Raw genomic sequence first — 21,518 nt, forward strand, 5'->3', positions numbered from 1 at the left:
ATCAAGGCAGTAGAGATTGCCTCCGACCATATTCATTTATTAGTTGAGTATGACCCGCATCACTCAATATCTCAAATAGTGAAAGCATTTAAAGGCAGGTCATCAAGATATTTACAGCAAGAATTTCCAGAATTAATGAAACTACCTAGCTTGTGGACACATTCATATATGTTTGACACAACAGAAAAAATCAGCACACAGAAGGTTCTAGAGTATATTAATGACCCACATCACGGCTGAATAAATGAGCCACTGCGTTGCGGGGGTTCCCCCCGTTGTAGTAAGTGGCGTTCAGCCTGTTCGCTTATATCCCCCGATTAAAAATGCGTGGGCTTTACGCATCACAACCCGTAAGGACTAAAGTCCTAAGAAAAGGGCTAAAGCCCTTACTACGAGATAAATTTAGCTAACTTTATATTAGTTAACATAGTTTGATTTATTCTCACCCACTTACTTAATTATAATCTTTAATAATAACCGAAAAACTTAGTACGGTAAACTGTAATGTTCGCCCTATTAAATAACCGTTAAAATAGAAACTATAAACTAGTTAGAGGAACCGTAGAAATGCAATTTACATACAATACTGATAAACGTAAATTGTTGTCGTCGCTATCTCATGGAGCAATTTTCTTTAGTACGACATTGTTTTCGATTGGTGTTCCTATTGTAATTAACTTACTCTCCGACGACCCAGTTGTTAAAAGCAACGCAAAAGAATCAATTAATTTTCACTTTAATGTTTGGTTCTGGGCAACTTTAATTGGAATTCCACTTGGAATTTTATCGTGGCTCACCTTTGGTCTTGGTGGTATTTTGTTTTTTCCTGTTGTTGCTTTGGGCTTTTTATTACATTGGGGATTAACAATTTGGGCGCTGCTACACTGTTTTAGTCAGCCTGATGAACCATTTCGTTACCCGTTTATTTTTCGATTATTTTAATCACATACAATGCAAAACTAAATTTGTTTTTAAAAAAGGGATTTACTTCAATATCCCTTTTTTATTAATTATGCGATTGCACTTACCTAAAAATATTAATTAAAATAAATTTCATCCTGTAGATGATTATCTTATCTCTATCGATATATAGTGCAATTCAGTGTTTTGATATACAAATATAACTTTGTTCTCAGCGAAAAAGTAATTTTACTGGATTTTAATAGCTATAATCAAAATTTTTCCTTCTTGGGGCAGAAGTAATTTAATTTTTTTGCCTATATTATTAAGATTAACAATTTATGGTAGAGATATCAAAAAAATGTTGCCTGCACATAAAAATACTCAGAAGGCAACTAATATTACCTACCAGCGATAAAATTTGTCTGTCTATGCCGTGAATTAACGCATATTTCACAGTTCAATTTTGCAGAAGTTTAGCGAAGTATTACTAGGAGATTGTTCAATGTTAAATAGATATCATCATAACCCTTTCAGCGGTTTGAAAAATATCCGTACAAGTGCTGTCAGCCTAGCAATAATGGCTCTACTTCTTCCTGCTTGTACAAATAATCTAGAAACCAGAAACCCAGAAGAACCCCAAGGTAACGTTACCACAGAGGAAGTAGCTGACAACACTAACGAACTCTTAGGTCAAACTGTAACTATTAGAAGTGAACCTGTACGTAAAATTAGTCCGACTACATTCACTGTTAGTGACAATCAATTTTTTGGCGGTGAAACTATCTTAGTTGTTAATGCTTCAGGACAGCCTGCTACTCTTCCTGAAAATGCAGAACTTCAAGTAACAGGGAAGGTTGCTAAGTTTGTAGCTACTGATATTGAAAAAGAGTACAGTTTGGATTTAGATCCAAATTTGTATCGAGAATACGAAAGTAAACCAGCAATTATCGCTCAATCAATTGCTCCAGCAGTCAAACCTGGTGAACTCAGCACAAACCCAAGTGCATACTACAACAAAGTAATTGCTGTACCTGCGGAAGTTGAAGATATTGTTGGTAATAATGCATTTACGCTTGACGAAGATCAACTAATTGGCGGTCAGGATTTGTTAGTCTTATTTCCGAAGGGACAAACACCTGTTAAGGAAGGCGAGAAGATAGTTGTGGCTGGTACACTACGCCCATTTGTTGTTGCTGATATTGAAAGAGATTACGACTTGACTTGGGATGCAGGTTTGCAAAAGCAGCTAGAAGTGGAATATAAAAACAGGCCTGTGCTAGTTGCTGAATCTGTATATCCTTCAGCCATTCCCGATATAGCTAAGTAAGTCGAAGTCAATAATTTCTGAAAACTATGGGTTCTTACTACAAGTGGGAACCCTAACAAATTTTTAGTGAAAACAGAACTAAAGATGAGGATTATGAGTAACGTCTAGAATTACCTCTTTAGCTTCTTCTGTATTTGCTACATCTGCTCGCATTCTCAGTTCAATTAGACCTACAATTTTTACACTAACTTCTAGTGTTACCTTTTCAGTAGGAATGTCTCTTTGTCTGACTCTTTTGCTAGCAATTTCAATAACATTAATTGCTTGATCAACAGCTGTAAAGATAGCTTCTTCGGTAATTTCACTAGCTTTTTCTTGTGTGGTAGAAGCTGCTTGAGTAAAGAATTTTTTTCCTTTTTTTGGAATAATATTGAGTATATTATCAATTAATTGTTTTCCTTTTGTTTGAAGATTCTCTAGATTCATGGGTTTTCGCAGCCTAATTATCAGTAAGATATGCTTTCAATGTGGGTACATCTATCCATCGGGATGCAGCGTGAGATTCATGGGATAAATCCATTAATAACTGAGAATAAACACCTTCTCGCAGCGATGGTACTATTTGCTGTCGGCTGTCAATTCCCTGTACCCATTGGTCTACTACACGAATAAATGCACAAATGCGACCATCATTGTAATGTTGGGGAAACGTTAGCCGACTGGGTATTTCGATTTCCTTCAGAGGTTGACCAGCCTGGGAACCCCAAACATGAAATCCATGTATGTAGTCTTTTTGATTTTCACTTCCCAATACTAAAGTACCGCGATCGCCATACACTTCTACCCAATGTGTTCTAGCTGCATGAACAACTGCACTGATGGTAACTTGGCAAGGTGTACCATCTGCCAATTCCAGCGATAGCAGACAGTTATCGTCAGTATTTACAGGCTTTAATTCTTTGCTAGCAGAATCAACTCGCGTCAGAATCGCAGTACTTAAATAAGCGTTTAATCTGCGTACTGGCCCAAATAGCCAGTAAATATAATCGAAGGCGTGGGAACCCAAAGAACCTAATGCACCACCGCCTTTGTCTTGGGAAGAATACCAGTTCCAAGGTCTGGAAGTATCTGCACGGGAAGAACCTAACCAATCAATTTTAATTAAGCGCTTGTTACCTACATAGTCAGCTGATAACATCTCTGCAAATAGCTGCCATTCCGGTACAAAACGAAATTCAAAATCTACAGTCGCAGTTACGCCTTGATTTTTAGCTAATTGATATAATTCTTGAGCTTCAGATACATTTAAAGTTAAAGGTTTTTCTATTAATACATGTTTGCCTGCTTGCAGCACTGTTTTTGCCATTTCATAGTGCAAAAATGGCGGTGTGGCAATACTGAGCGCTTGTACTTCCGGTAATGCAACAATATCTGCGATCGCATCACAAGCGTAAGTAATATTATGAGAGTCGGCAACTGCTTTGGCTTTATTGATATCTCGATGATAAACTGCAACTACTTCAGTTCGATGATGTGCCTGAAATCCGGGAATATGGACTTTTTGACCAAATCCAGTGCCAATGACTGCAACGCCAATCTTCTTTTGATTCATGATATTTTTTCTGTTTCACACCCAATATTTAATAAAAGCTTTAGTCAGCATCGCTGACAACTGACTATTGACGACTGACACGCGTAGCATAAATCAATCTACCGCAAAACTCGCATAGTTAAAGGATAGCGGTAATGTTGTCCCTTATATGCTTTGATAGCGGCGAAAGTGACTACAAATGCTTGTACTAACATTAATATTACAATTAGCCACATCCACACAAATAATAAACCTTCTAAAACTGTATTAATTTCATTGACTTCACCATCAGTAGTAACTGCAATACCACAACTAGCTAATACTAATAACAAAGATATAATGATTCCCATTAAAATATATAAAGTCAGTGAAATTTGAAAATTTAAAGATTCTTTGCCTTGAAAATCAATCCAAGGATATTGTGATTTTTTGAATCGCCAAATTATCAATGGTGCTAGGATATTCAAAGGCAAATACAATGGAATGCCCATAAACACCACAACAAACAATAATACCCACGCCAATAAAGCCGAGATATGACACAACATCGCCCCTATACGCATTTGCTGTTTGTGTTTTTTTCTCATGGCTTTTTATTTTTAGATGGATTTAAGGAACGATTCCTTAACCACACTATCGGTAAACTCAGCCAAATAAAAGCTTAAAATCTCAAAATTTCTCGATCATAATTTTCTGGAAGTGGTTCTATTTCCCAGACTATGCCCTCTCCCGGTTCTAAAGCAACTTCTATGTAAAGTTGTTCTACGGCAGTGGTAGCCATATCTTCGTTGTTAGGGAAAGGCTGTAAATCTTCGGTAAGCAGTCTCAACTTAAAACCACCAGGAATGGCTGCACCTACAGTAATGTTACGCAACTCAAAGCGCCAATATCGTATGTCTGGTTCGCCTTGGGGTGTAATTAGCAATTCATATAACTGACCTGCGATCGCTAGTTGGCGTGATAAACTGACTCCTGGTTGTCTTTCTTCTATACTCCGAGATCCAGCAGCACTTAATTCTAGATTCAAGCGTCCCCAGCCGATAGCTTCAGCTACCTGAGAAATACCACTTTGCAACCATTGCAAAACTGACCGCTGTTCTGCCAATCCTAAACGTCGTTCATATAAGCTTTGTCGCCAGCCCCCATGTTCAATTAATCTCCCCCACAATTCCCAAGGGACGGCTAAGCGGGGAGTAATAATTTCTGGATTTCCCAGGCGAGTAATCAGGTTTTGTGCTTGTGTTTGTGGTAAAGTTGGCAGCGGCATAATGTTGCTGCGTGTAGGTTCCTGGGGGCAAATTTGCCGCGCCACCGTTAGCACATTAATATCAGCGATCATATCAGCAGCATCTAAAGCATAAGTGCGATCGCAGGCATCATAATTACTTTTTGTTTTCAGTTGTTCGTGAGTACAGTAGCCCCAAACCCTGACATAACCTTCATCGGAATCTACTTGCACACCTAAGTAATAATCACCAGCCCAAGTAAGAATATCTACCCATTCTTGTGGGACTCGCAATTCACTTAAATCAATTGTTTCGGTGGGAACCAAAATAAATCGAGTTACGTCTAATGTGACTGCGGTTCCACTCACCAATTCCCAAAAACTGGGTAAAGCAGTGGTAGTTGGCCAAACTTTTGCCTGGGGAGTAAAATCCTCTTGCAGCCAAGGCAAAACAGCACTCAGACAAAGTTGATTTAGGTAAGCTTGATAACCAGAACTAGGATGAGAAAAAGCTTGACGATCAAGATTTGCTGTAGGGGGGATTTCTAAAATTAAATCTGTGGAAGCAAAACTTAATATATTAGTATCACGGGTCATAGTGGTTACTCCGGGGAACTTTTTAGTGTATGTTGGGGCAACCAGAGAAAGGTTGTGTTCCCCGAACAGGCATGAAAATCTGTTTTAGCATAAGTTTAGTGAGGAGATACACCGTAGTAATTGTGCAGCCATTCCTCCATCACATTACTCATACTGGTAAGTAGGTCTGATGTAACCGCAATATGCAGAGTCTCTTGACTCCAATTAGCCAAAGACCGCAGCAGAGTTTCTCTGGCTTTGGTGAGTCGCCGCGAAACAGTGTACTGCTTGATGTCTAATTGTTTGGCAATTGTATCTTGATTTAACTGTTGAGCGTAGTATAGTTGCAAAATCTGTTGTACTTGCAGTTCTAGTTGAGCGATCGCCCCGACTAACACGTTGTTAATATCAGCTTGTTGAGACTTTCGGGTTTGTTCTTCTTCTTGGGTAAGAATTTCATTAATCAGGGATTGTTGTTCTGTCCCTGGTAGATTATCTAGTAACTCCCATGAATCATCACCACCTTTGGATACATTTAGTGAATCTGGAGTGGGGTAAAGATACTTGCGTGCAGCTTTAGCAATACTTAGTAGCCACTTTTCTAGAGTTTGTGGGTTGACTTGTTGAGCGCTTTGTGAATTATAAGTTTGAGCGATCGCCTCCCAAGTTTCATCATCTGGTCTTGAAAGTTGCCGAGAGTTACTGGCTTTTGTGGGTACATAGAGAGTTTTGAAACAGTTCCAAGCCAGGATATAGCTAACTATAGTGTCTGAAGATAAACCCGCATTTTGTAAAGACTCTTGTAAACGCTTCTGAGAGATTTTTCGCAACAAACCCCAATCTGTACAGATATCAACTTCGCGGCGTTGGCGTAAAGTTTCACGAATAGCACTACCAAAAATAATAGCGGCATAGTTTTTCAGGGTACTGCCTTGATCGAGATTAAAACCTTTGAGGATTCTATCAACTTGGGCGATCGCAATCTGAAAACAGTCGGATAGCTTGTACTGCGTACTGACAAAGCAAGCGGCTGTTTTCTGGGATGTCCAGTAACAGGATTCTTGTAGATAAGCCGCCAGATGTTGCTTAGCCAAAAGTTTACTTTCAGAAACTTGCCACAACTTATACCAGTACAGCACCCAAAAAATTTTTGAAGTTTCTTTTGGTGTATGACAAAGACAACTTTTGATACTGCGGCGCAATCTTGATTCTGTCGCCCAATGACTAAAGCGATGCACAAAGGTGGAAAAAATCTCAATAATGGTTTGCCGAGGTTGCATAAAAAATTGGAAACCGACCTATAGGAAAAGTGAAGGCATTATTGAACGCCTGCACAAACTTTACTACAAGGAATGAAAGCTATGCTTCGGTTAACACTTAAATCTTTAACACTTGGTAGTATGGTAGCCATGTCTACTGCAACTAGTGTTTTTGCCCAAGTACCTGTATTGGAAAACTTGCAGTTAGTGCAAGCACCTAGCTTTAGTTGTGGTCGCTATCTTCGCACATATATAGTGAAACCTTTAGATAACCGCAAAGGTTCTGGTATCCGCTGCGTCAAATTAAGCGAAGGGAAACCAGGAACTACAGTTCCCAGACTAGCATGGTACGGCGAAGGTAAGTGGGGCAATGCAACCTATCGCCATGTTGGACAAGCTATTTACAGAAATTCTAACCTTGTCGGTTTCGCTTCTGATATTTATGGCAACGGAGAAAATACCAATAACAACTTCCCAGGTAATCTCAAAATGCAAATCCTGGGTTCCACAATTCGTGTGACTGGTGCATGGAATGAAGAATGGCAATTAGTCAGGGCTACAAACTACAATCCTTTGCCTAGACCACGTACTTGTGGCGGATATTTTGATCAATATAAAGTTTCTGACCTTGCAGGAAGCCGCCAAGGTTCTGGCTTGCGTTGTGTTCTCCGCGTCGGGCCAGATAACACAACTTGGTTTGGCAATGGTAACTGGGGAGGTTCCACTTATTCTCACATCGGTACTCGTTCTTTTAATGGTCATGGTGCTGCTGATATTTGTGGCGCTGGTTTTGGCCCTATTTGTAACAACTTTGCTTGGGGTTCCTTAAAGCTAAATCCTGTTCCTGGTGGTTTTGATGTTACAGGTGCTTGGAGTGAAAAATGGCGCTAAGGCTTAAAAAATGCAGATGTTTAATCAGGGTTATAACTACCGAATATTTCATTAAAGGCTATATATAGCCAAAAAAATAATTACTAATAATGGAGTGTTAATAAAATGTTGAAAAGTTCTTTAACTCTTGCTACTGGTGCAATCTTATCTGCTGCTTTACTCAGTCCTGCTTTAGCTGCACCTGCCGATTTTGTTGGTACTTGGGTAAATAAAGATGCCAATACTCGCGGTGTGACCCGCTTGGTCATCACTTCAGCAGGTAGTAATAAATTAAATATTCGAGTGTTTGGCCAATGCCATCCTAGTGATTGTGATTGGGGAACTAAACCATTATTGACCTATGGTGTCAATGTCCAAGATACGAATCATAGTTATGCTACAGCCAACTATAACAAGGGATTTGCCAATTCTTTACTCACTTTAAATCATGCAGGTCAACAAGTAATGTTGCAAGGCTACACTCAATTTTTAGATAATAGTGGTCGGCAAAATTACTATTCCCGTGAATACTTTCAACGACAAACTAAAGTGAGAGTTCCTGCGGATATTCGTCAATTACCTGCTACTCAATTCAGATAATCAACTCTTGGGATGAAAAGATCAAAAGGCAGGAGATAATGAGTATAAATTATGGTTAATGAATCCTAACTCTTGTCTCCTGTTTACCATAATAAGATTCCCGGCTTAAATTTTGGGTAAATTTTTTTCCGGATGAACCAAAATACAACTGAATAGATAATGTATATTGCATCTTTGTACTAAACATTATGGAATTGCCCCAACGCGTATCAATTCGCTACAAAGACACACCTTACAATACTAATGAGATACGCTTGAAAACTTTCCGACTAGCGCTACAAATATGGGAAGAACAAACTAAACCTAGGAAAACAGAGCTTTATGCGTTTATATCAGCTTGTTTAAAACAGGTAGAGCGCCAAGATCGTTTCATGTTTTCTCTACTATTTGTAGAATTAACAGACCTCATCCGTAATTCTTCACTAGATAGGGGAATGAGAGAAGTGTTGATTAAAACAGCTTTCAGCGAGTTTGCTTGCGCTTTAACAGACTTTGAAGATGCTAACAAAAAAGATTAGTATCGCTGAGGGTGACAACTATTATTAAGAGATTTTGTATTAGAGTTTAATCAAGGTTACTGAAGCATTTTGGCTGCTAGTAAAAAATGCGATCGCTTACTAGCTACTTTGTTCATCTCTGTTGTAACCGTTTTTGTCCCGCTTAATACTTTCTTCTAAAGCTTGAATTTGTTCACGACGAGCTTCTAATTCTAGAGAGCGACGTGCCAAATCTTGATTTTGTAAAGTCAATGATTGTCGCCACTGTTCAGCCCGTTCTGCTTCTTGTTGTAAAAAATCTGGTGTGATGCCAGTACTAAGATAGGCTTGGATTAAATGTAAAACCCAGTTAGTAGCATCTTCTAATCTAATGATGTCACCTGTGGGGGAAAGCTCAACTAAAACTAGCAATTTTTCGCTCATAATATTTCCTTTCCCCAGCAGAATGAAAGCTTCTTCAGGAATAATTGCCCAGATTTGATCGACTTCTTGACGTGCTAACAAACGCAATTGGTACTGATCTAAAAATTCATTTCTATGTACCTGGGCTAGATATAGCATGATATTTGCTTTGCTCCAATTTTAAATTTAAAATAAAAAACGTTTTTTGGGCGTTGCTGAATCAAGGGATGAAATTTATGTATTGAAATCTAAAACTCCTTATTCTCTCTGCGCCTCTGCGTGAGGCAATTCATCCCGCATTTATGCAACCCCTTTTTTGATAATTACAGCAGCTTTCACTTGTTTAGACTATAAAAGGCGCTTTTGTTTGCGTCTACCCTTCTTTTAACAAAGACGCTACGCGAAGGAAAACGCCTAATGACGAATGGGTCTGTGGGTGAGGTAAAAATAAAGTTTCTTCTAAAAACCGTTTGATGAATTGAGCAGGGGTAATGGGAAAAGTTTTTCGCCTTATTGTAATTGTCCCATTACCCATTGCAGCTATGCTAGATCACGCAGGCGATGCCTACAGCAACGCCTGAAGGCGTGCGCGCAAAATTTCTACTTGTTTTTCAGCTTCAGTTAAAGCATCTCGCGCTCCCTCTACGACATCTGCTCTGGCTTTATCCACAAAATTAGAATTACTTAACCTCGCACTGAGAGAATTAACTTCTGCTTCAGCTTTGCTAAGGCTTTTTTCTAACTTTGCACGTAATGTGCCAATATCCACAACATCACCAGTCAAAGGAATTACTACTTGTACTGTACCAATCACACCAGAAATTGCTTTTTCTGGTGCTTGTGGCTGGGGTGATTCTGTTTGCGGTAAGTTCTTGTCCAAAATTGGCAGTAATAATCGGTTCCAAAACTGTTGTCTCGCCTGAGCATTGAGCAAGTTTTGGGCAATAAACCAAGTAGCATAAACCAAGCCAACCAGTTCAAAGAAAGTTCCTAAGATAAAAACTCCATTCATGGCATTACCAATGGCTAAACCTATCCTGCCAAAAACAATCGCCACGATGGTTAAGCCAATGATTTTCAAACCTCTCTGAGGCTTTTTCGCAGTCGCTGTCTGGGTTTTTTGCTTATCAGCAATAGTTAGAGTCTCCACCTTAGCCAAATCTTGAATGTAAGCCTGTCCGGCAGTCAGAATTTGCCTTTCTTGGCCATTTTCACTTTGCAAATTCGCAGTTACTTTCGCTCCTGGTTTCACATCAGCTTCAGCGCGTAAATTCCGAATTGTGCGGATAGTGCCAATTAGTAATTCAAACTGTTCTTCCAAAGCCGGAGCAATCAATTCATTATCAACTTGAGGATAGGATTGTAAAGCTAAAGTTTGTTTTGAATCTGCTGGTTGTTGGGTAAGAGTCTGCCAAATTTCTTCGGTAATATGTGGCATGAAGGGATGCAGTAATTTCAAAATCCCTTCCAGTACATAAGCGAGTATTTGTTGAGCAACTCGCCGTGAGGAAGGGTCTGCACCTGGCTGGAGGCGAGATTTCACTAGTTCAATATACCAATCACAGAAATCACCCCAGATAAATTCATACAGCCCTTTCGCTGCTTCACCTAAACCGTAATTGTCGATGTAACTGGTGGTTTGTTTGACAACTTGATGATAGCGCGAAACAATCCAGCGATCGCTCAATTCTGTAGGGATTGGTTTACCCAATTGTTGCGGTGTCTGTTCATCCAAGTTCATCATCACAAACCGAGCCGCATTCCACAACTTGTTAGCAAAGTTACGGGATGCTTCTACTGATGCAGATTCATCCTTCTTGCGATCGTATTCCAACCGGATATTTTGACCAGCACCGACAACTTCCTTCACCATTGTGTAGCGCAGGGCATCAGTACCATATTTGCTAACTAATAATAATGGGTCAATACCATTACCTTTAGTCTTAGACATTTTTTGGCCATTTTCATCCAGCACTAGCCCGTGGATGTAAACATCTTTAAACGGCATTTGTCCAGTGAAATGACCAGCCATCATGGTCATTCTGGCAACCCAGAAAAAGATGATATCAAAACCTGTAACTAAAGTACTGGTGGGGTAATAAGTAGTTAAATCCTGGGTTTGTTCTGGCCAGCCTAAAGTTGAAAACGGCCAAAGTCCCGAAGAAAACCAAGTATCCAATACATCTGGGTCTTGTTCTAACTGGACATTTTCGCCAAATTGTGATTTGGCTTTTTCCCAAGCTGCATCTGCTGATTTGGCGACAACAAACGGCGTGCTATCGGTAATTTGACCACCAGTTTCACTAACAGCATACCAAGCCGGAATTTGATGCCCCCACCATAATTGACGAGAAATGCACCAATCTTTGAGTTTCACTAACCAATCACGATAAACCTTAGTCCAGCGTTGAGGGACAAACTCTGGAGAACTTTGCTGGTCGAGGAATTGTAAAGCTTGGTCTGCCATTGGGCGAATTTTGACAAACCACTGAGTTGACAGCAGGGGTTCAATTGGGACTTTACCGCGATCGCTATAAGGAACGGTATGCTTATAATTCTCTACCTTCACTAAAACGCCATCTGCTTCTAGGCGAGAAACCACATTCTTTCTAGCGACAAAACGATCTTGTCCTTGAAACTCACCAGCATTTTCGTTGAGTGTGCCATCCTTATTAAGGATATTAATTAACGGCAGATTGTGACGTTTACCCATTTCAAAATCATTGAGGTCATGGGCGGGAGTCACCTTTACGCAACCCGTCCCGAATGTGGGGTCAACAAACTCATCACCAATGATAGGAATCTCCCGTTGCATAATTGGTAGAGTTAGCGTCTTACCAATTAAATGCTGATATCTTTCATCATTGGGATTAACTGCCACAGCTGTATCACCCAACATAGTTTCTGGTCGAGTTGTTGCTACTTCCACATAACCAGAATTATCTGTTAAAGGATAGCGGAAATGCCAAAGATTTCCGTCAACTTCTTGGTTATCCACCTCCACATCAGACACCGCTGACTGGGAAGCCGGACACCAGTTTACCAAGTACTCGCCCCGATAAATTAATCCTTCTTCATAGAGACTCACAAAAGCTTCCAAAACAGCTTTCGATAAACCCTCATCCATCGTAAAGCGTTCCCGCGACCAGTCTACTGAGACACCCAAACGTCGCAGCTGATTCAGAATCGTCCCCTTAGACTCCGCTTTCCATTGCCAAGCGCGTTCTAGGAATTGTTCGCGTCCTAACTCGTAGCGAGTTTTACCTTCTTTTTTGAGTTGCTTTTCTAGCATCGTGTGAACGGCGATGCTGGCGTGGTCGGTTCCAGGTAGCCATAAGGTATTACGTCCCTGCATCCGGTGGTAGCGGATGAGGACATCAATTAAGGCACACTCAAAAGCGTGACCTATGTGCAAGCTACCAGTAACATTCGGCGGTGGAATCACAATGCAATAAGGTTCGCCGCCATGATTAGGGTCAGCTTTGTAAACTTGGTTTTCTTCCCAGAATTTTTGCCACTTGGCTTCGGTGGTAAAGGGGTCGTAGAGGCTAGGGAGATTGGGAATGGTTGCGGTCATGCTGGGAAAACTAAGGTGGAAGGACTTTAATAAATTTTGCCATAGGGTTGGAGAGGGTTTAATGGAAACGAACCGCCAAGATGCCAAGAACGCCAAGAAAGAGGAACCAAGTCAAGAGATTGATAGACTTGCTTATGCTGTGATTGGGGCTGCAATTGAGGTGCATCGGGTGTTGGGGCCAGGGTTTTTGGAGGAGGTGTATAAGGAGGCACTAATTATAGAATTTTTCAGGTGCGGGATACCTCATGTTGTTGAGAAATCGGTAACAGTAAATTACAAAGGACATGAGGTAGGGAAGGGCAGATTAGATTTTTTGGTTGCCAATTGTCTAGTTGTAGAATTAAAAGCTGTTCAGAATTTAGCCCCAATTCACGAAGCTCAAGTCATCTCTTACCTCAGAATGACTAATTATCCCCTAGCACTCCTCATCAACTTTAACGTCCCTCTCCTCAAAGAAGGCATCAAGCGTATTATCCTGTACTCTTAATATTCTCTTGGCGCTCTTGGCGTCTTGGCGGTTCGTTAAAAAAAATCCATGAAACACTCAACCATCCCCCACACCCCCTGGTTTTACATCCCCACGTTATACTTTGCCTCCGGCTTACCCTACGTCATTATCAACACAGTCTCCGTAATTTTTTACAAAAAACTCGGCATAGATAATGCCCAAATTACTCTGTGGACAAGCTTCCTCTACTTACCTTGGGTAATTAAAATGTTTTGGGGGCCAATTGTCGATATTTACTCGACCAAAAGAAGATGGATACTCTATACCCAATTTGCCATGTTCTGTGCTTTGGGATTAGTAGCCTTTTGTTTACAACTGCCAAATTTCTTTTTCATCTCCCTAGCCGCATTAACAATTGGTGCATTTATTTCAGCAACTTATGACATCGCCACAGATGGTTTTTATCTACTGGCTTTAAGTCCAGAACAACAAGCTTTTTTTGTCGGTATTCGCTCGCTTGCTTATAGACTAGCTGTAATTTTTAGTTCTGGGATTTTAGTAGTTGTAGCTGGTCAGCTTGAAGTCTCTCTCAATAATATTCCTTTAAGCTGGACTCTAGCTATTGGCTGCTCGGCGTTGATTTTAGCGATATTTTTTATTTTCCATCGTCTAGTTTTACCTTTGCCTGAATCAGATACTGAACGACAGCCACAAGCAACAGATAAAATTCCATTTTGGCCAATTATTAGCTCATATTTTGCTCAAGAAAAGATTATAGCTATTTTAGCATTTATCTTACTCTACAGATTAGGTGAGGCAATGCTGGTCAAGATAGCTTCTTTATTTTTATTGGATAAACCAGAAGTAGGCGGAATAGGACTGACAACATCAGAGGTAGGATTAGTTTATGGAACATTTGGCGTATTATCGCTGATTTTTGGTGGCATATTAGGAGGCTTGCTAATTGCCAAGTATGGTTTAAAAAAATGTCTGTTACCTATGGCTTTAGCATTAAACTTACCTGATTTATTTTATGTATATCTTGCTTACACTAAGCCTTCATTAGCATTAGTATCTGCTTTAGTTTCCTTAGAACAATTTGGCTATGGAGTGGGATTTACAGCATTTAGTGTTTATTTAATGTACATTTCTCAAGGTGAATATAAAACATCTCATTTTGCTATATCTACAGGCATTATGGCTTTAGGGATGATGATACCCGGATTAATTAGTGGTTACTTACAACAAGCATTGGGATATCCATTATTTTTCGTTTTGGTCTGTTTATTCACTATCCCTGGAATGATTACTCTCTTTTTTATTCCTTTAAAAACAGAAAAAAATAATCCAGCAAGTTAACACTGATGTTTGTGCGTTATACTATCACTAACGTAACCTAAAATAAATACTTTGATTTTTCATTTTTATGCGTTATGTTTTAGGAATAGATGGTGGTGGCAGTAAGACTGTCTGTGTCCTGATGAATGATGCACGTCAAGTGATAGGACGTGGTGAAGCAGGCCCATCTAACTATCAAAGTATAGGTATTGCCGCAACATTAAAATCTATTCAATCTGCAATTCACTCTGCTGTCACAAGCATGGTCACGATTGAAGCGATTTGTTTGGGTTTAGCAGGTGTAGGACGTGTAACAGATATCGAAGTTGTCAAGGTTTTAGTGCAAGAATTACAAAATAGTAAATTGCTGCCCATAATCTGGGATTTACAACCATCTAATATTGTAATTTGCAACGATGCTTTGATTGCCTTAGTTGGCGGAATCGGCCATGATGTCGGAATTGTAGTTGCTGTTGGTACTGGTTCGATAGTTTTTGGACGAAACCATCAAGGAGATACTAAACGAGTTGGTGGTTGGGGATATATTTTAGGTGATGAAGGCAGTGCTTATAAAATTGCTGTTGCTGGGATGCAAGCAGCGTTAAAATCTTATGATGGACGTGAGATATCAACGAGTCTAGTAGAGAGTTTTAAACAGCATCTTCGTTTGACTAATATAGAAGACTTAATAGAAGTTATTTATCGGCGAGGATGGGGAGTGAAAGAAATAGCAGCTTTGGCACCAATCATAGATTTAGTAGCAGCATTAGGTGACGAAGTAGCAAATAAAATAATTGACGATGCTGTCCAAGAGTTGGTAAAAGCGACTTCTACAGTAATTAATGCAATTTTTAATCATGACTCAGTTTTAGAAGTCGTCACAGCAGGAAGTGTTTGGCGTGGTAGATGCAAAATGCATGAAAGATTTGCAGCATCTATTATTAATAATTTTCCTCGTGTAAAAGTGATTTTTCCGAGATCTGAACCCGCTTATGGTGCTGGTTTATTAGCATTGCAGAAATTAAGTTAGGTACATGAAAGTGCGATCGCCTATACCCATAATGTTGAATTAACCTAAAATTAGCGATCGCTTGACTCTACTTTTTTTGTTGATTACAAATTAAGCGATCGCCTGCTTTGACTTCTGGGTTGGTTTGTAAATAATCCCGCACCAAGTTACAGCCGGATTTTAAGAGATCGAGATTGAGAATTTGCTCCAAATCCCACATCAGAACAATTTGGTCATCTCCACCAGAAGCTAGGGTTTTGCCATCGGGGCTGAAAGCAACAGCACTAACGTTAGAGGTATGTCCATTAAGGGTGGCGAGCAAAGTACCATCGGTTTTCCAAACTTTGATCGTATTATCAAAACTGGCAGCCGCTAACATTTGACCATCAGGGCTAAAGGCCACTCTGGTTAAACCAATGCTTTTACCATCAAAAATTCGTACCAAATCACCGCCTCGTTTCCAAAGTTTGACGGTGCCATCGCCGCTAGCAGAGGCAATAAATTGACTATCTGGGCTAATCGCCACACCAAACACTTCACTATTATGTCCTGTTAATGTTCGATAGGGTTTTTCTAAAAGGCGATCGCTTGTTTGCGAAACCCAAAGTTTGACGGTGCCATCACCACTAGCGGAAGCAATAAACTGCCCATCTGAACTATAAGCAACATCCCAAGTGCGGGCTGTGTGTGCTGGAATAGTTTGGTTTAATTGAAACTGTCCATTAGAATTGCGTTGCCACAGTCTTAGTTGGCCATCAAATCCCACAGTTACCAGACTTTTGCTATCAGGACTGTAGCTAATACCTAAAAGACCAATACCTGGGCCATTGAGAATTGTTTGCTGATTGCGGTTTAGCTGCCATAATCTAACAGCGCCGCCAGAACCTACAATTGCTAGAGTCTGACCATCAGGGCTAAAGCTAAGACTGAGCATCCGGGAATCTTTTTCAACAATGGTTTTCGCCAAAGAACCGTCACGCCGCCAGAGTTTGACTTGTTTGCCAGCAACGGAGGCTAGGGTTTGGCCATCAAGACTGAATGCCACCCCCCAGACCATTTCTTGATGACCATGCAAAAATTTAACTAAGGGTGGGTTGACTTTCCAGAGTCGAATGGTGTTGTCGTGGCTAGCAGAAGCAATTTCTTGACTATCAGGACTAAAGGCGATCGCTTGAATGTTGGAAGTATGACCCCGCAAAGTTCGCACTAAAGTACCATCTATTCGCCAGATTTTGATGGTTTTATCTGTACCAGTAGAAGCAATCATTTTTCCATCAGGGCTGAAAGCCACATTAAAGACTTCAGATGTATGTCCCGTAAAATTTCTTAGCAATGTGCCGTCTTGATTCCACAACCGTACTATATTATCTGCACCACCAGATATAAAAGTTTTGCCATCGGGGCTAAAAGCAACATTCCAAATTGTTGCCTGTCCGGCTGTGAATGTTTTGATCAGCGTTCCATCTAATCGCCAGAGCTTATTAGTGCCACCTACCATCGAAGAGGCAAGGGTTTGACCATCGGGGCTGAAGGCAATTCCCCATACACTACGCTCGTGTTTGAGGGTTCTGAGCAAAGTGCCATCTCGTCGCCAAAGCTTGACGCTAAAATCCCCACTGGCAGAGGCAATTGTTTGGCCATCAGGGCTAAAGGCAACTCGCCACACCGCAGACTTATGTCCTTTGAGGATTGTCAGCAATTTACCATCTATCGTCCAAAGACGGACAAGGCCATCAATACCAGCAACAACAATCTGCCGACTATCGGGGCTAAAGCGAACGCTATTTAATGCTGTAGAGTGTGGTAATGTTCTCACCAGTGTGCCATCTCGCCGCCAAAGTTTGACTGTACGATCAATGCTAGATGAAACAATCCACTTACCATCTGGACTAAAATCAACTCCTAAAACAATTCCTCGATGTCCCGATAAGCGATTAAATTCACTAGCACCATAGACTGCTTGTTCCAAGACTTTGCGAGTTTGGCGATCCAAGGCATTTACGTTTGCCTGATTCCAAAGATGCAGCTGTTGGAATTTCAGCCGAGTTTGAATTGCTTGCACTAGAGCATCTAGACGTTGATTGGAATCAAAGCTGCCATTGGAAGCAGCAGCGATCGCCTGTACTTCACTGTTTGTTGCCTGTTGATATTGGTAAAATGCAATACCTCCCAGTACAACTGCGGCAAGGAATTTAATTGTCATTCCTGTTAGCAACCATCTCATCCAGCGTGCACTCTTTTGCTCGCTGGCCAGCCGGGCTTCAGTTTCTTGCAATCGTTCTGCTTCTAGTTTTCGCTTGGTTTCTTGGCGTTCTAGTTCTTGGCTAGCTGCCAAAAATCGATAGTCTAAATCACTGAGACTGCGGCGCTGAGTCCAGTCTAAAACCTCTCGCAATGCTTGTCCCCGTAGTAAACGTGATTCATCCTGATAGCCTGACGCTACCCAAGCATTGAATGCCTGGGAGTAAGGGCGTAAATTATTTAACTGCCTAGTTACCCATTCAGAGTTGAAGACACTGCGGTAAATAGAATTTTTAATTCTCAGGTAGCCGTTGTACTTCTCAATTAATCCTGATAACAAAAGTTCTGTTTGTTCTCGACTGTCACCCACAGGTACGCAAAGATGATTAAGTATGTCTTTGTTTCCTGGTTCCTCTGCTTGTAACACCTGTTGATAAAGACCTAATAACCGTCTTGACTGGTTTTCGTTGAACAGTAAGCGATCGCGGATAGTACGGAGGTGTTCTGGTTCATCTTTGGCTTCCCAATGTTGGATAATGTGCGATCGCACTAATTGCTCTACCCAAAATGTTTCTGTTTGTGGCGGTAAATCAATTGTTTGTTTTGATTTTCCTACGGTAGTTTGAACAATGATCTGACAGAGTTTTTGAGTAAGAAACGGTTGTCCTCCTGTCCAGTAAATAATCTCTCGCAACACTGCTTCTGGCTGGCTAATTACTCCTTTTAATCCTCCGAGCAATGGTGTAGCTTCATGTAATTGAAAGCCGTATAACTCAATGGCTGTCCCAATATTAAAGGGTGTGCGACGTTTGTCTGCAATTAAGTCTGACGGAGTGACTACACCAAATAATGCAAATCCTAAGCGTTGGAAATTCGGGTCACTTGCCTGCTGGTTGTAGCAATGACGAATCCAGGCAAAAAAGTCGCTTACAGGAAAATTCAAGCTCAGCAGACTGTCAATTTCATCAATGAAGATGAAAATGCGTCCAGCTTTCTTGTCTTTTAAAGAATAGCTTTGAACATTTGGCAGTAATACTTCTTCAACAAAATGGTGTAATTTTTGCACCGGCGAAAGACCTGCTTGCATATCCCACCAATGCTGAAAACTGACTTTTTCCGCCAGATTTAAGCTGTAGAACAAGCTGATGATGATGCCTTTGTACCATTGCTCTGGAGTAGTATTTTCACTCCCCAACCGCGTCACATCTAAATAAACGCATTCATAACCTTCTGTTTTTAAACGTTTACAAGTTCGTTGTAATAGAGATGACTTACCCATCTGGCGAGAATTTAGGACATAACAAAAATCGCCTGCCTTTAGACTGGCATAAAGTTGTTCGTCTGCCTGACGAACAACGTATGTGGGATCATCACTGTGGAGACTGCCACCAACCTGATATCTCATTTAAGAAGAACTCAGAACACAGAATCCAGAATACCTCATAGATAAAGCCTAAAGACTTGATATTTAAAATTTATTTTTTCCAAGAATCTATATTGCTTTTATATTTTTTACAATAAATTATGCATTTATTATTAACTGTCTTAATTGTCTTAAACTTACTTCTTTGTTTTTCTATTTTTGCACTTAGATATTTAACTATAATTGCTGGTATTTTCAAACAAAAAATCTTTATTGAATCAGACTTTAAGCTTAAACATACTTTCAAGAATAAGTAAGCTGATGGGAAAAAACACAATTACCTTAAGAAAGATCAACAAGGCTAAAACCCTCTTTCCTACTGCCTTCTTCTAAATATCTGCTCATTCTACCATTAACCATTTAATATCAGTGTTTTAACTGTCTTAACTGTCTGAATCTGTGATTAAATTCTTGATGTAGTTTCTGAGAATATTTTGAAGTTTTGTAAAGAAAATATCCTTTTCAATAAAGTGCAGCGAATTAAGAGACATTTTGTGTTTGGGATTGCTCTGATTTAGATTATAAACACAACAAAATCAAAGATATGGAATGAGAACGAATTGGTAATTTGGATACGTAAGTAGTAGATGAGCAAGTGATATTACGTAGTTAGAAAAACTTACTATTTCTCTACATCAGCAAGAAAATGTGAAAAATACTGAATAAAAAAGTCATCTTTTGGCAATTTATAGACGCAAGTGGGGAGTATACTTAACGTTTTATACTGATGAATCTACCCTTCAGTATAAACTCTAGCGTTGTTGTACTGTTAGCAGGTATCGAAATTTACGGTTTATTAATATCTTCAAAAAAGGGAATAAATACAGTTTTCAAAAATCAAGATTTTTGTTTTAATGTACAAGAAAAAAAGTTCTTTAATATTTCAGGAAATTTACTGTGTACAAACGCATATCACTCATCGTTAGTGTCATGTTACTAGGATGTTATTCTGCTACTATCCCCTCGGTAGCTCAAGCTCAGGTTCTAGTGGCACAAGCTAGAAATCCTGAATTGAAGGAAATGTTAGAAGAAGGACGTAGATTAGTAGATGCTGGTGATTATAACGGCGCGATCGCTATTTATCAACAAGCCGCTACTATAGATTCCAAGAATGCCAAAATTTATTCTGGGATTGGCTACTTATACGCGCAACAAGGAAATTTCCAAGGGGCACTAACCTCTTATCGTCGTGCTATTGCCATCAACCCCAACAATAGCGATTTTTACTATGCTGTGGGTTATATCAAAGGTAATTTGGGCGATACACCTGGGGCCAAGGAAGCTTATCGTCGTGCAATACAGCTAAATCGCAATCATGTCAATGCCTATTTGGGATTGGGTGTAACCCAAGCTCGAATGGGGGACTATACAGCAGCTAACTGGGCGTATGAACAGGCAATTAGCCTCGATAAGAACAATCCCCAAACTTATGAGTTTATGGCTTCAATGTATAAACAGCGACGACAAACAAAACAAGCAAGTAGCGTGCTGCAAAAAGCTCGTGTCTTATATCAAAAACAGAATGACTCGGATGGAATGGCTAGGGTGGATGCCATGCTGCGAGAGTTAGGCGGGTAAAACCAATTTAATTAGCGTTTTATTAGTTAGTCAGAAGTGGAATGTGGGTTTGAGGAGTACCCAAATTTTTCGTTTTAAAGCAATTCCAAAACCAACTGATAAATTTAATTGAGGCTGCATCCTGTAGTTCTTAACTTCATTGGCGATCGCGCATCTGTTTATTCTAAGATTCAGAATATAGCTCTACTTGGCATTGCGATCGCATCATAATTTGCCGGAAATCATATTCCAGTTATTTTCATCAAAAAATCATAAATAAAAGGTCAATTTGCTAAATTAGGCTATTAAACTCTATTAATTCTTAGATTTAATGAATTTGCTCAAATTTACTTGAGTATTATCAATGTTTGTCAATTTTATTTTCTTAAATCACATTCATGTTTCAAAAGATACTTTATATTTCATGTTTATTGTATTTCATTGTTTTCAGCAATGGGATGTAAACTTATATCCAGCTTAGGTTTCGTGAATCGGTATTTTTAAATTTCCTCCCAAAATCTCATCTTTTAATTGGTGAGTAAGATAAAATATCACTCCCTTAGAAGTATTGACATCTTAAATTTAGTAAGCAGTCGTATTGCATATTCTGAAAAAACGTTATAAATTATTAAGTTATAGGGGAATAATCAATTTGTATCTCAAAAACTAAATCCTCATTAAGTAAATCTACCGGGATGGGTTTAAACTTCACCAAAACCTGAAACAGTACCGGAG

The 21,518-nt window shown here is 39.8% G+C and carries 18 protein-coding genes; 10 read left to right on the forward strand and 8 right to left on the reverse strand.

Annotated features, from left to right (window positions below; genetic code table 11):
* From tnpA to I8751_RS19185, 3 genes are all read left to right on the forward strand, one after another.
* Positions 1-240, forward strand: a 240-nt coding sequence (tnpA, locus tag I8751_RS19175; protein WP_214440713.1) for an IS200/IS605 family transposase, incomplete at its 5' end; no start/stop codon positions are given.
* A 327-nt stretch (positions 241-567) separates the two neighbouring features.
* The gene (locus tag I8751_RS19180; protein WP_214440714.1) at positions 568-942 is read left to right on the forward strand and encodes a DUF4870 domain-containing protein; all 375 of its coding nucleotides are present in this window, start codon (positions 568-570) and stop codon (positions 940-942) included.
* Between the two features lie 463 nt (positions 943-1,405).
* The gene (locus I8751_RS19185) at positions 1,406-2,230 is read left to right on the forward strand and encodes a hypothetical protein (RefSeq protein ID WP_214440715.1); all 825 of its coding nucleotides are present in this window, start codon (positions 1,406-1,408) and stop codon (positions 2,228-2,230) included.
* 78 nt (positions 2,231-2,308) lie between these two features.
* Here the strand turns inward: I8751_RS19185 and I8751_RS19190 are convergent, their stop codons facing one another.
* The 5 genes from I8751_RS19190 to I8751_RS19210 all read right to left on the reverse strand — a co-directional run bounded on the left by I8751_RS19190 (position 2,309) and on the right by I8751_RS19210 (position 6,842).
* Positions 2,309-2,656 (reverse strand): hypothetical protein, encoded by a 348-nt coding sequence (locus tag I8751_RS19190; protein WP_225894258.1) that lies wholly within the window; start codon positions 2,654-2,656, stop codon positions 2,309-2,311.
* A 13-nt stretch (positions 2,657-2,669) separates the two neighbouring features.
* Positions 2,670-3,782 (reverse strand): Gfo/Idh/MocA family protein, encoded by a 1,113-nt coding sequence (locus I8751_RS19195; protein WP_214440716.1) that lies wholly within the window; start codon positions 3,780-3,782, stop codon positions 2,670-2,672.
* A gap of 98 nt (positions 3,783-3,880) precedes the next feature.
* The gene (locus I8751_RS19200; protein WP_214440717.1) at positions 3,881-4,348 is read right to left on the reverse strand and encodes a DUF4870 domain-containing protein; all 468 of its coding nucleotides are present in this window, start codon (positions 4,346-4,348) and stop codon (positions 3,881-3,883) included.
* 74 nt (positions 4,349-4,422) lie between these two features.
* Positions 4,423-5,583, reverse strand: a complete 1,161-nt coding sequence (locus I8751_RS19205; RefSeq protein ID WP_214440718.1) for a DUF1822 family protein — start codon at positions 5,581-5,583, stop codon at positions 4,423-4,425.
* 95 nt (positions 5,584-5,678) lie between these two features.
* Positions 5,679-6,842 (reverse strand): sigma-70 family RNA polymerase sigma factor, encoded by a 1,164-nt coding sequence (locus I8751_RS19210; RefSeq protein ID WP_214440719.1) that lies wholly within the window; start codon positions 6,840-6,842, stop codon positions 5,679-5,681.
* Positions 6,843-6,923: 81 nt separating this feature from the next.
* Here I8751_RS19210 and I8751_RS19215 point away from each other — a divergent pair, with 81 nt between their 5' ends.
* The 3 genes from I8751_RS19215 to I8751_RS19225 all read left to right on the forward strand — a co-directional run bounded on the left by I8751_RS19215 (position 6,924) and on the right by I8751_RS19225 (position 8,809).
* On the forward strand, positions 6,924-7,712 hold the full coding sequence (locus I8751_RS19215; protein WP_214440720.1) for a hypothetical protein: 789 nt from the start codon (positions 6,924-6,926) through the stop codon (positions 7,710-7,712).
* 105 nt (positions 7,713-7,817) lie between these two features.
* On the forward strand, positions 7,818-8,291 hold the full coding sequence (locus I8751_RS19220; RefSeq protein WP_214440721.1) for a hypothetical protein: 474 nt from the start codon (positions 7,818-7,820) through the stop codon (positions 8,289-8,291).
* A gap of 188 nt (positions 8,292-8,479) precedes the next feature.
* Positions 8,480-8,809: a hypothetical protein gene (locus I8751_RS19225; RefSeq protein ID WP_214440722.1), complete on the forward strand. Its 330-nt coding sequence runs from the start codon at positions 8,480-8,482 to the stop codon at positions 8,807-8,809.
* A gap of 99 nt (positions 8,810-8,908) precedes the next feature.
* On the opposite strand, the gene I8751_RS19230 is transcribed toward I8751_RS19225, so the two are convergent.
* Positions 8,909-9,349, reverse strand: a complete 441-nt coding sequence (locus I8751_RS19230) for a hypothetical protein (RefSeq protein ID WP_214440723.1) — start codon at positions 9,347-9,349, stop codon at positions 8,909-8,911.
* A gap of 406 nt (positions 9,350-9,755) precedes the next feature.
* The gene (locus I8751_RS19235; RefSeq protein WP_214440724.1) at positions 9,756-12,767 is read right to left on the reverse strand and encodes a valine--tRNA ligase; all 3,012 of its coding nucleotides are present in this window, start codon (positions 12,765-12,767) and stop codon (positions 9,756-9,758) included.
* A gap of 61 nt (positions 12,768-12,828) precedes the next feature.
* On the opposite strand from I8751_RS19235, the gene I8751_RS19240 reads away from it, so the two are divergent.
* The 3 genes from I8751_RS19240 to I8751_RS19250 all read left to right on the forward strand — a co-directional run bounded on the left by I8751_RS19240 (position 12,829) and on the right by I8751_RS19250 (position 15,583).
* Positions 12,829-13,254 (forward strand): GxxExxY protein, encoded by a 426-nt coding sequence (locus tag I8751_RS19240; RefSeq protein ID WP_214440725.1) that lies wholly within the window; start codon positions 12,829-12,831, stop codon positions 13,252-13,254.
* A 48-nt stretch (positions 13,255-13,302) separates the two neighbouring features.
* The gene (locus I8751_RS19245; protein ID WP_214440726.1) at positions 13,303-14,574 is read left to right on the forward strand and encodes an MFS transporter; all 1,272 of its coding nucleotides are present in this window, start codon (positions 13,303-13,305) and stop codon (positions 14,572-14,574) included.
* Between the two features lie 67 nt (positions 14,575-14,641).
* The gene (locus tag I8751_RS19250) at positions 14,642-15,583 is read left to right on the forward strand and encodes an N-acetylglucosamine kinase (RefSeq protein WP_214440727.1); all 942 of its coding nucleotides are present in this window, start codon (positions 14,642-14,644) and stop codon (positions 15,581-15,583) included.
* Between the two features lie 67 nt (positions 15,584-15,650).
* On the opposite strand, the gene I8751_RS19255 is transcribed toward I8751_RS19250, so the two are convergent.
* Positions 15,651-19,208 (reverse strand): AAA-like domain-containing protein, encoded by a 3,558-nt coding sequence (locus tag I8751_RS19255; RefSeq protein ID WP_214440728.1) that lies wholly within the window; start codon positions 19,206-19,208, stop codon positions 15,651-15,653.
* Between the two features lie 915 nt (positions 19,209-20,123).
* Here I8751_RS19255 and I8751_RS19260 point away from each other — a divergent pair.
* Positions 20,124-20,804: a tetratricopeptide repeat protein gene (locus I8751_RS19260; RefSeq protein ID WP_214440729.1), complete on the forward strand. Its 681-nt coding sequence runs from the start codon at positions 20,124-20,126 to the stop codon at positions 20,802-20,804.
* Positions 20,805-21,518 lie beyond the last annotated feature (714 nt).

It is taken from the genome of Atlanticothrix silvestris CENA357, assembly GCF_016056295.1.
In the GTDB taxonomy this organism is placed as follows: domain Bacteria; phylum Cyanobacteriota; class Cyanobacteriia; order Cyanobacteriales; family Nostocaceae; genus Atlanticothrix; species Atlanticothrix silvestris.

Coding starts and splice junctions, on each gene's coding strand:
- I8751_RS19180 (WP_214440714.1), top strand. CDS start 568: ATGCAATTTACATACAATACTGATAAACGTAAATTGTTGTCGTCGCTA.
- I8751_RS19185 (WP_214440715.1), top strand. CDS start 1,406: ATGTTAAATAGATATCATCATAACCCTTTCAGCGGTTTGAAAAATATC.
- I8751_RS19190 (WP_225894258.1), bottom strand. CDS start 2,656: ATGAATCTAGAGAATCTTCAAACAAAAGGAAAACAATTAATTGATAAT.
- I8751_RS19195 (WP_214440716.1), bottom strand. CDS start 3,782: ATGAATCAAAAGAAGATTGGCGTTGCAGTCATTGGCACTGGATTTGGT.
- I8751_RS19200 (WP_214440717.1), bottom strand. CDS start 4,348: ATGAGAAAAAAACACAAACAGCAAATGCGTATAGGGGCGATGTTGTGT.
- I8751_RS19205 (WP_214440718.1), bottom strand. CDS start 5,583: ATGACCCGTGATACTAATATATTAAGTTTTGCTTCCACAGATTTAATT.
- I8751_RS19210 (WP_214440719.1), bottom strand. CDS start 6,842: ATGCAACCTCGGCAAACCATTATTGAGATTTTTTCCACCTTTGTGCAT.
- I8751_RS19215 (WP_214440720.1), top strand. CDS start 6,924: ATGCTTCGGTTAACACTTAAATCTTTAACACTTGGTAGTATGGTAGCC.
- I8751_RS19220 (WP_214440721.1), top strand. CDS start 7,818: ATGTTGAAAAGTTCTTTAACTCTTGCTACTGGTGCAATCTTATCTGCT.
- I8751_RS19225 (WP_214440722.1), top strand. CDS start 8,480: ATGGAATTGCCCCAACGCGTATCAATTCGCTACAAAGACACACCTTAC.
- I8751_RS19230 (WP_214440723.1), bottom strand. CDS start 9,349: ATGCTATATCTAGCCCAGGTACATAGAAATGAATTTTTAGATCAGTAC.
- I8751_RS19235 (WP_214440724.1), bottom strand. CDS start 12,767: ATGACCGCAACCATTCCCAATCTCCCTAGCCTCTACGACCCCTTTACC.
- I8751_RS19240 (WP_214440725.1), top strand. CDS start 12,829: ATGGAAACGAACCGCCAAGATGCCAAGAACGCCAAGAAAGAGGAACCA.
- I8751_RS19245 (WP_214440726.1), top strand. CDS start 13,303: ATGAAACACTCAACCATCCCCCACACCCCCTGGTTTTACATCCCCACG.
- I8751_RS19250 (WP_214440727.1), top strand. CDS start 14,642: ATGCGTTATGTTTTAGGAATAGATGGTGGTGGCAGTAAGACTGTCTGT.
- I8751_RS19255 (WP_214440728.1), bottom strand. CDS start 19,208: ATGAGATATCAGGTTGGTGGCAGTCTCCACAGTGATGATCCCACATAC.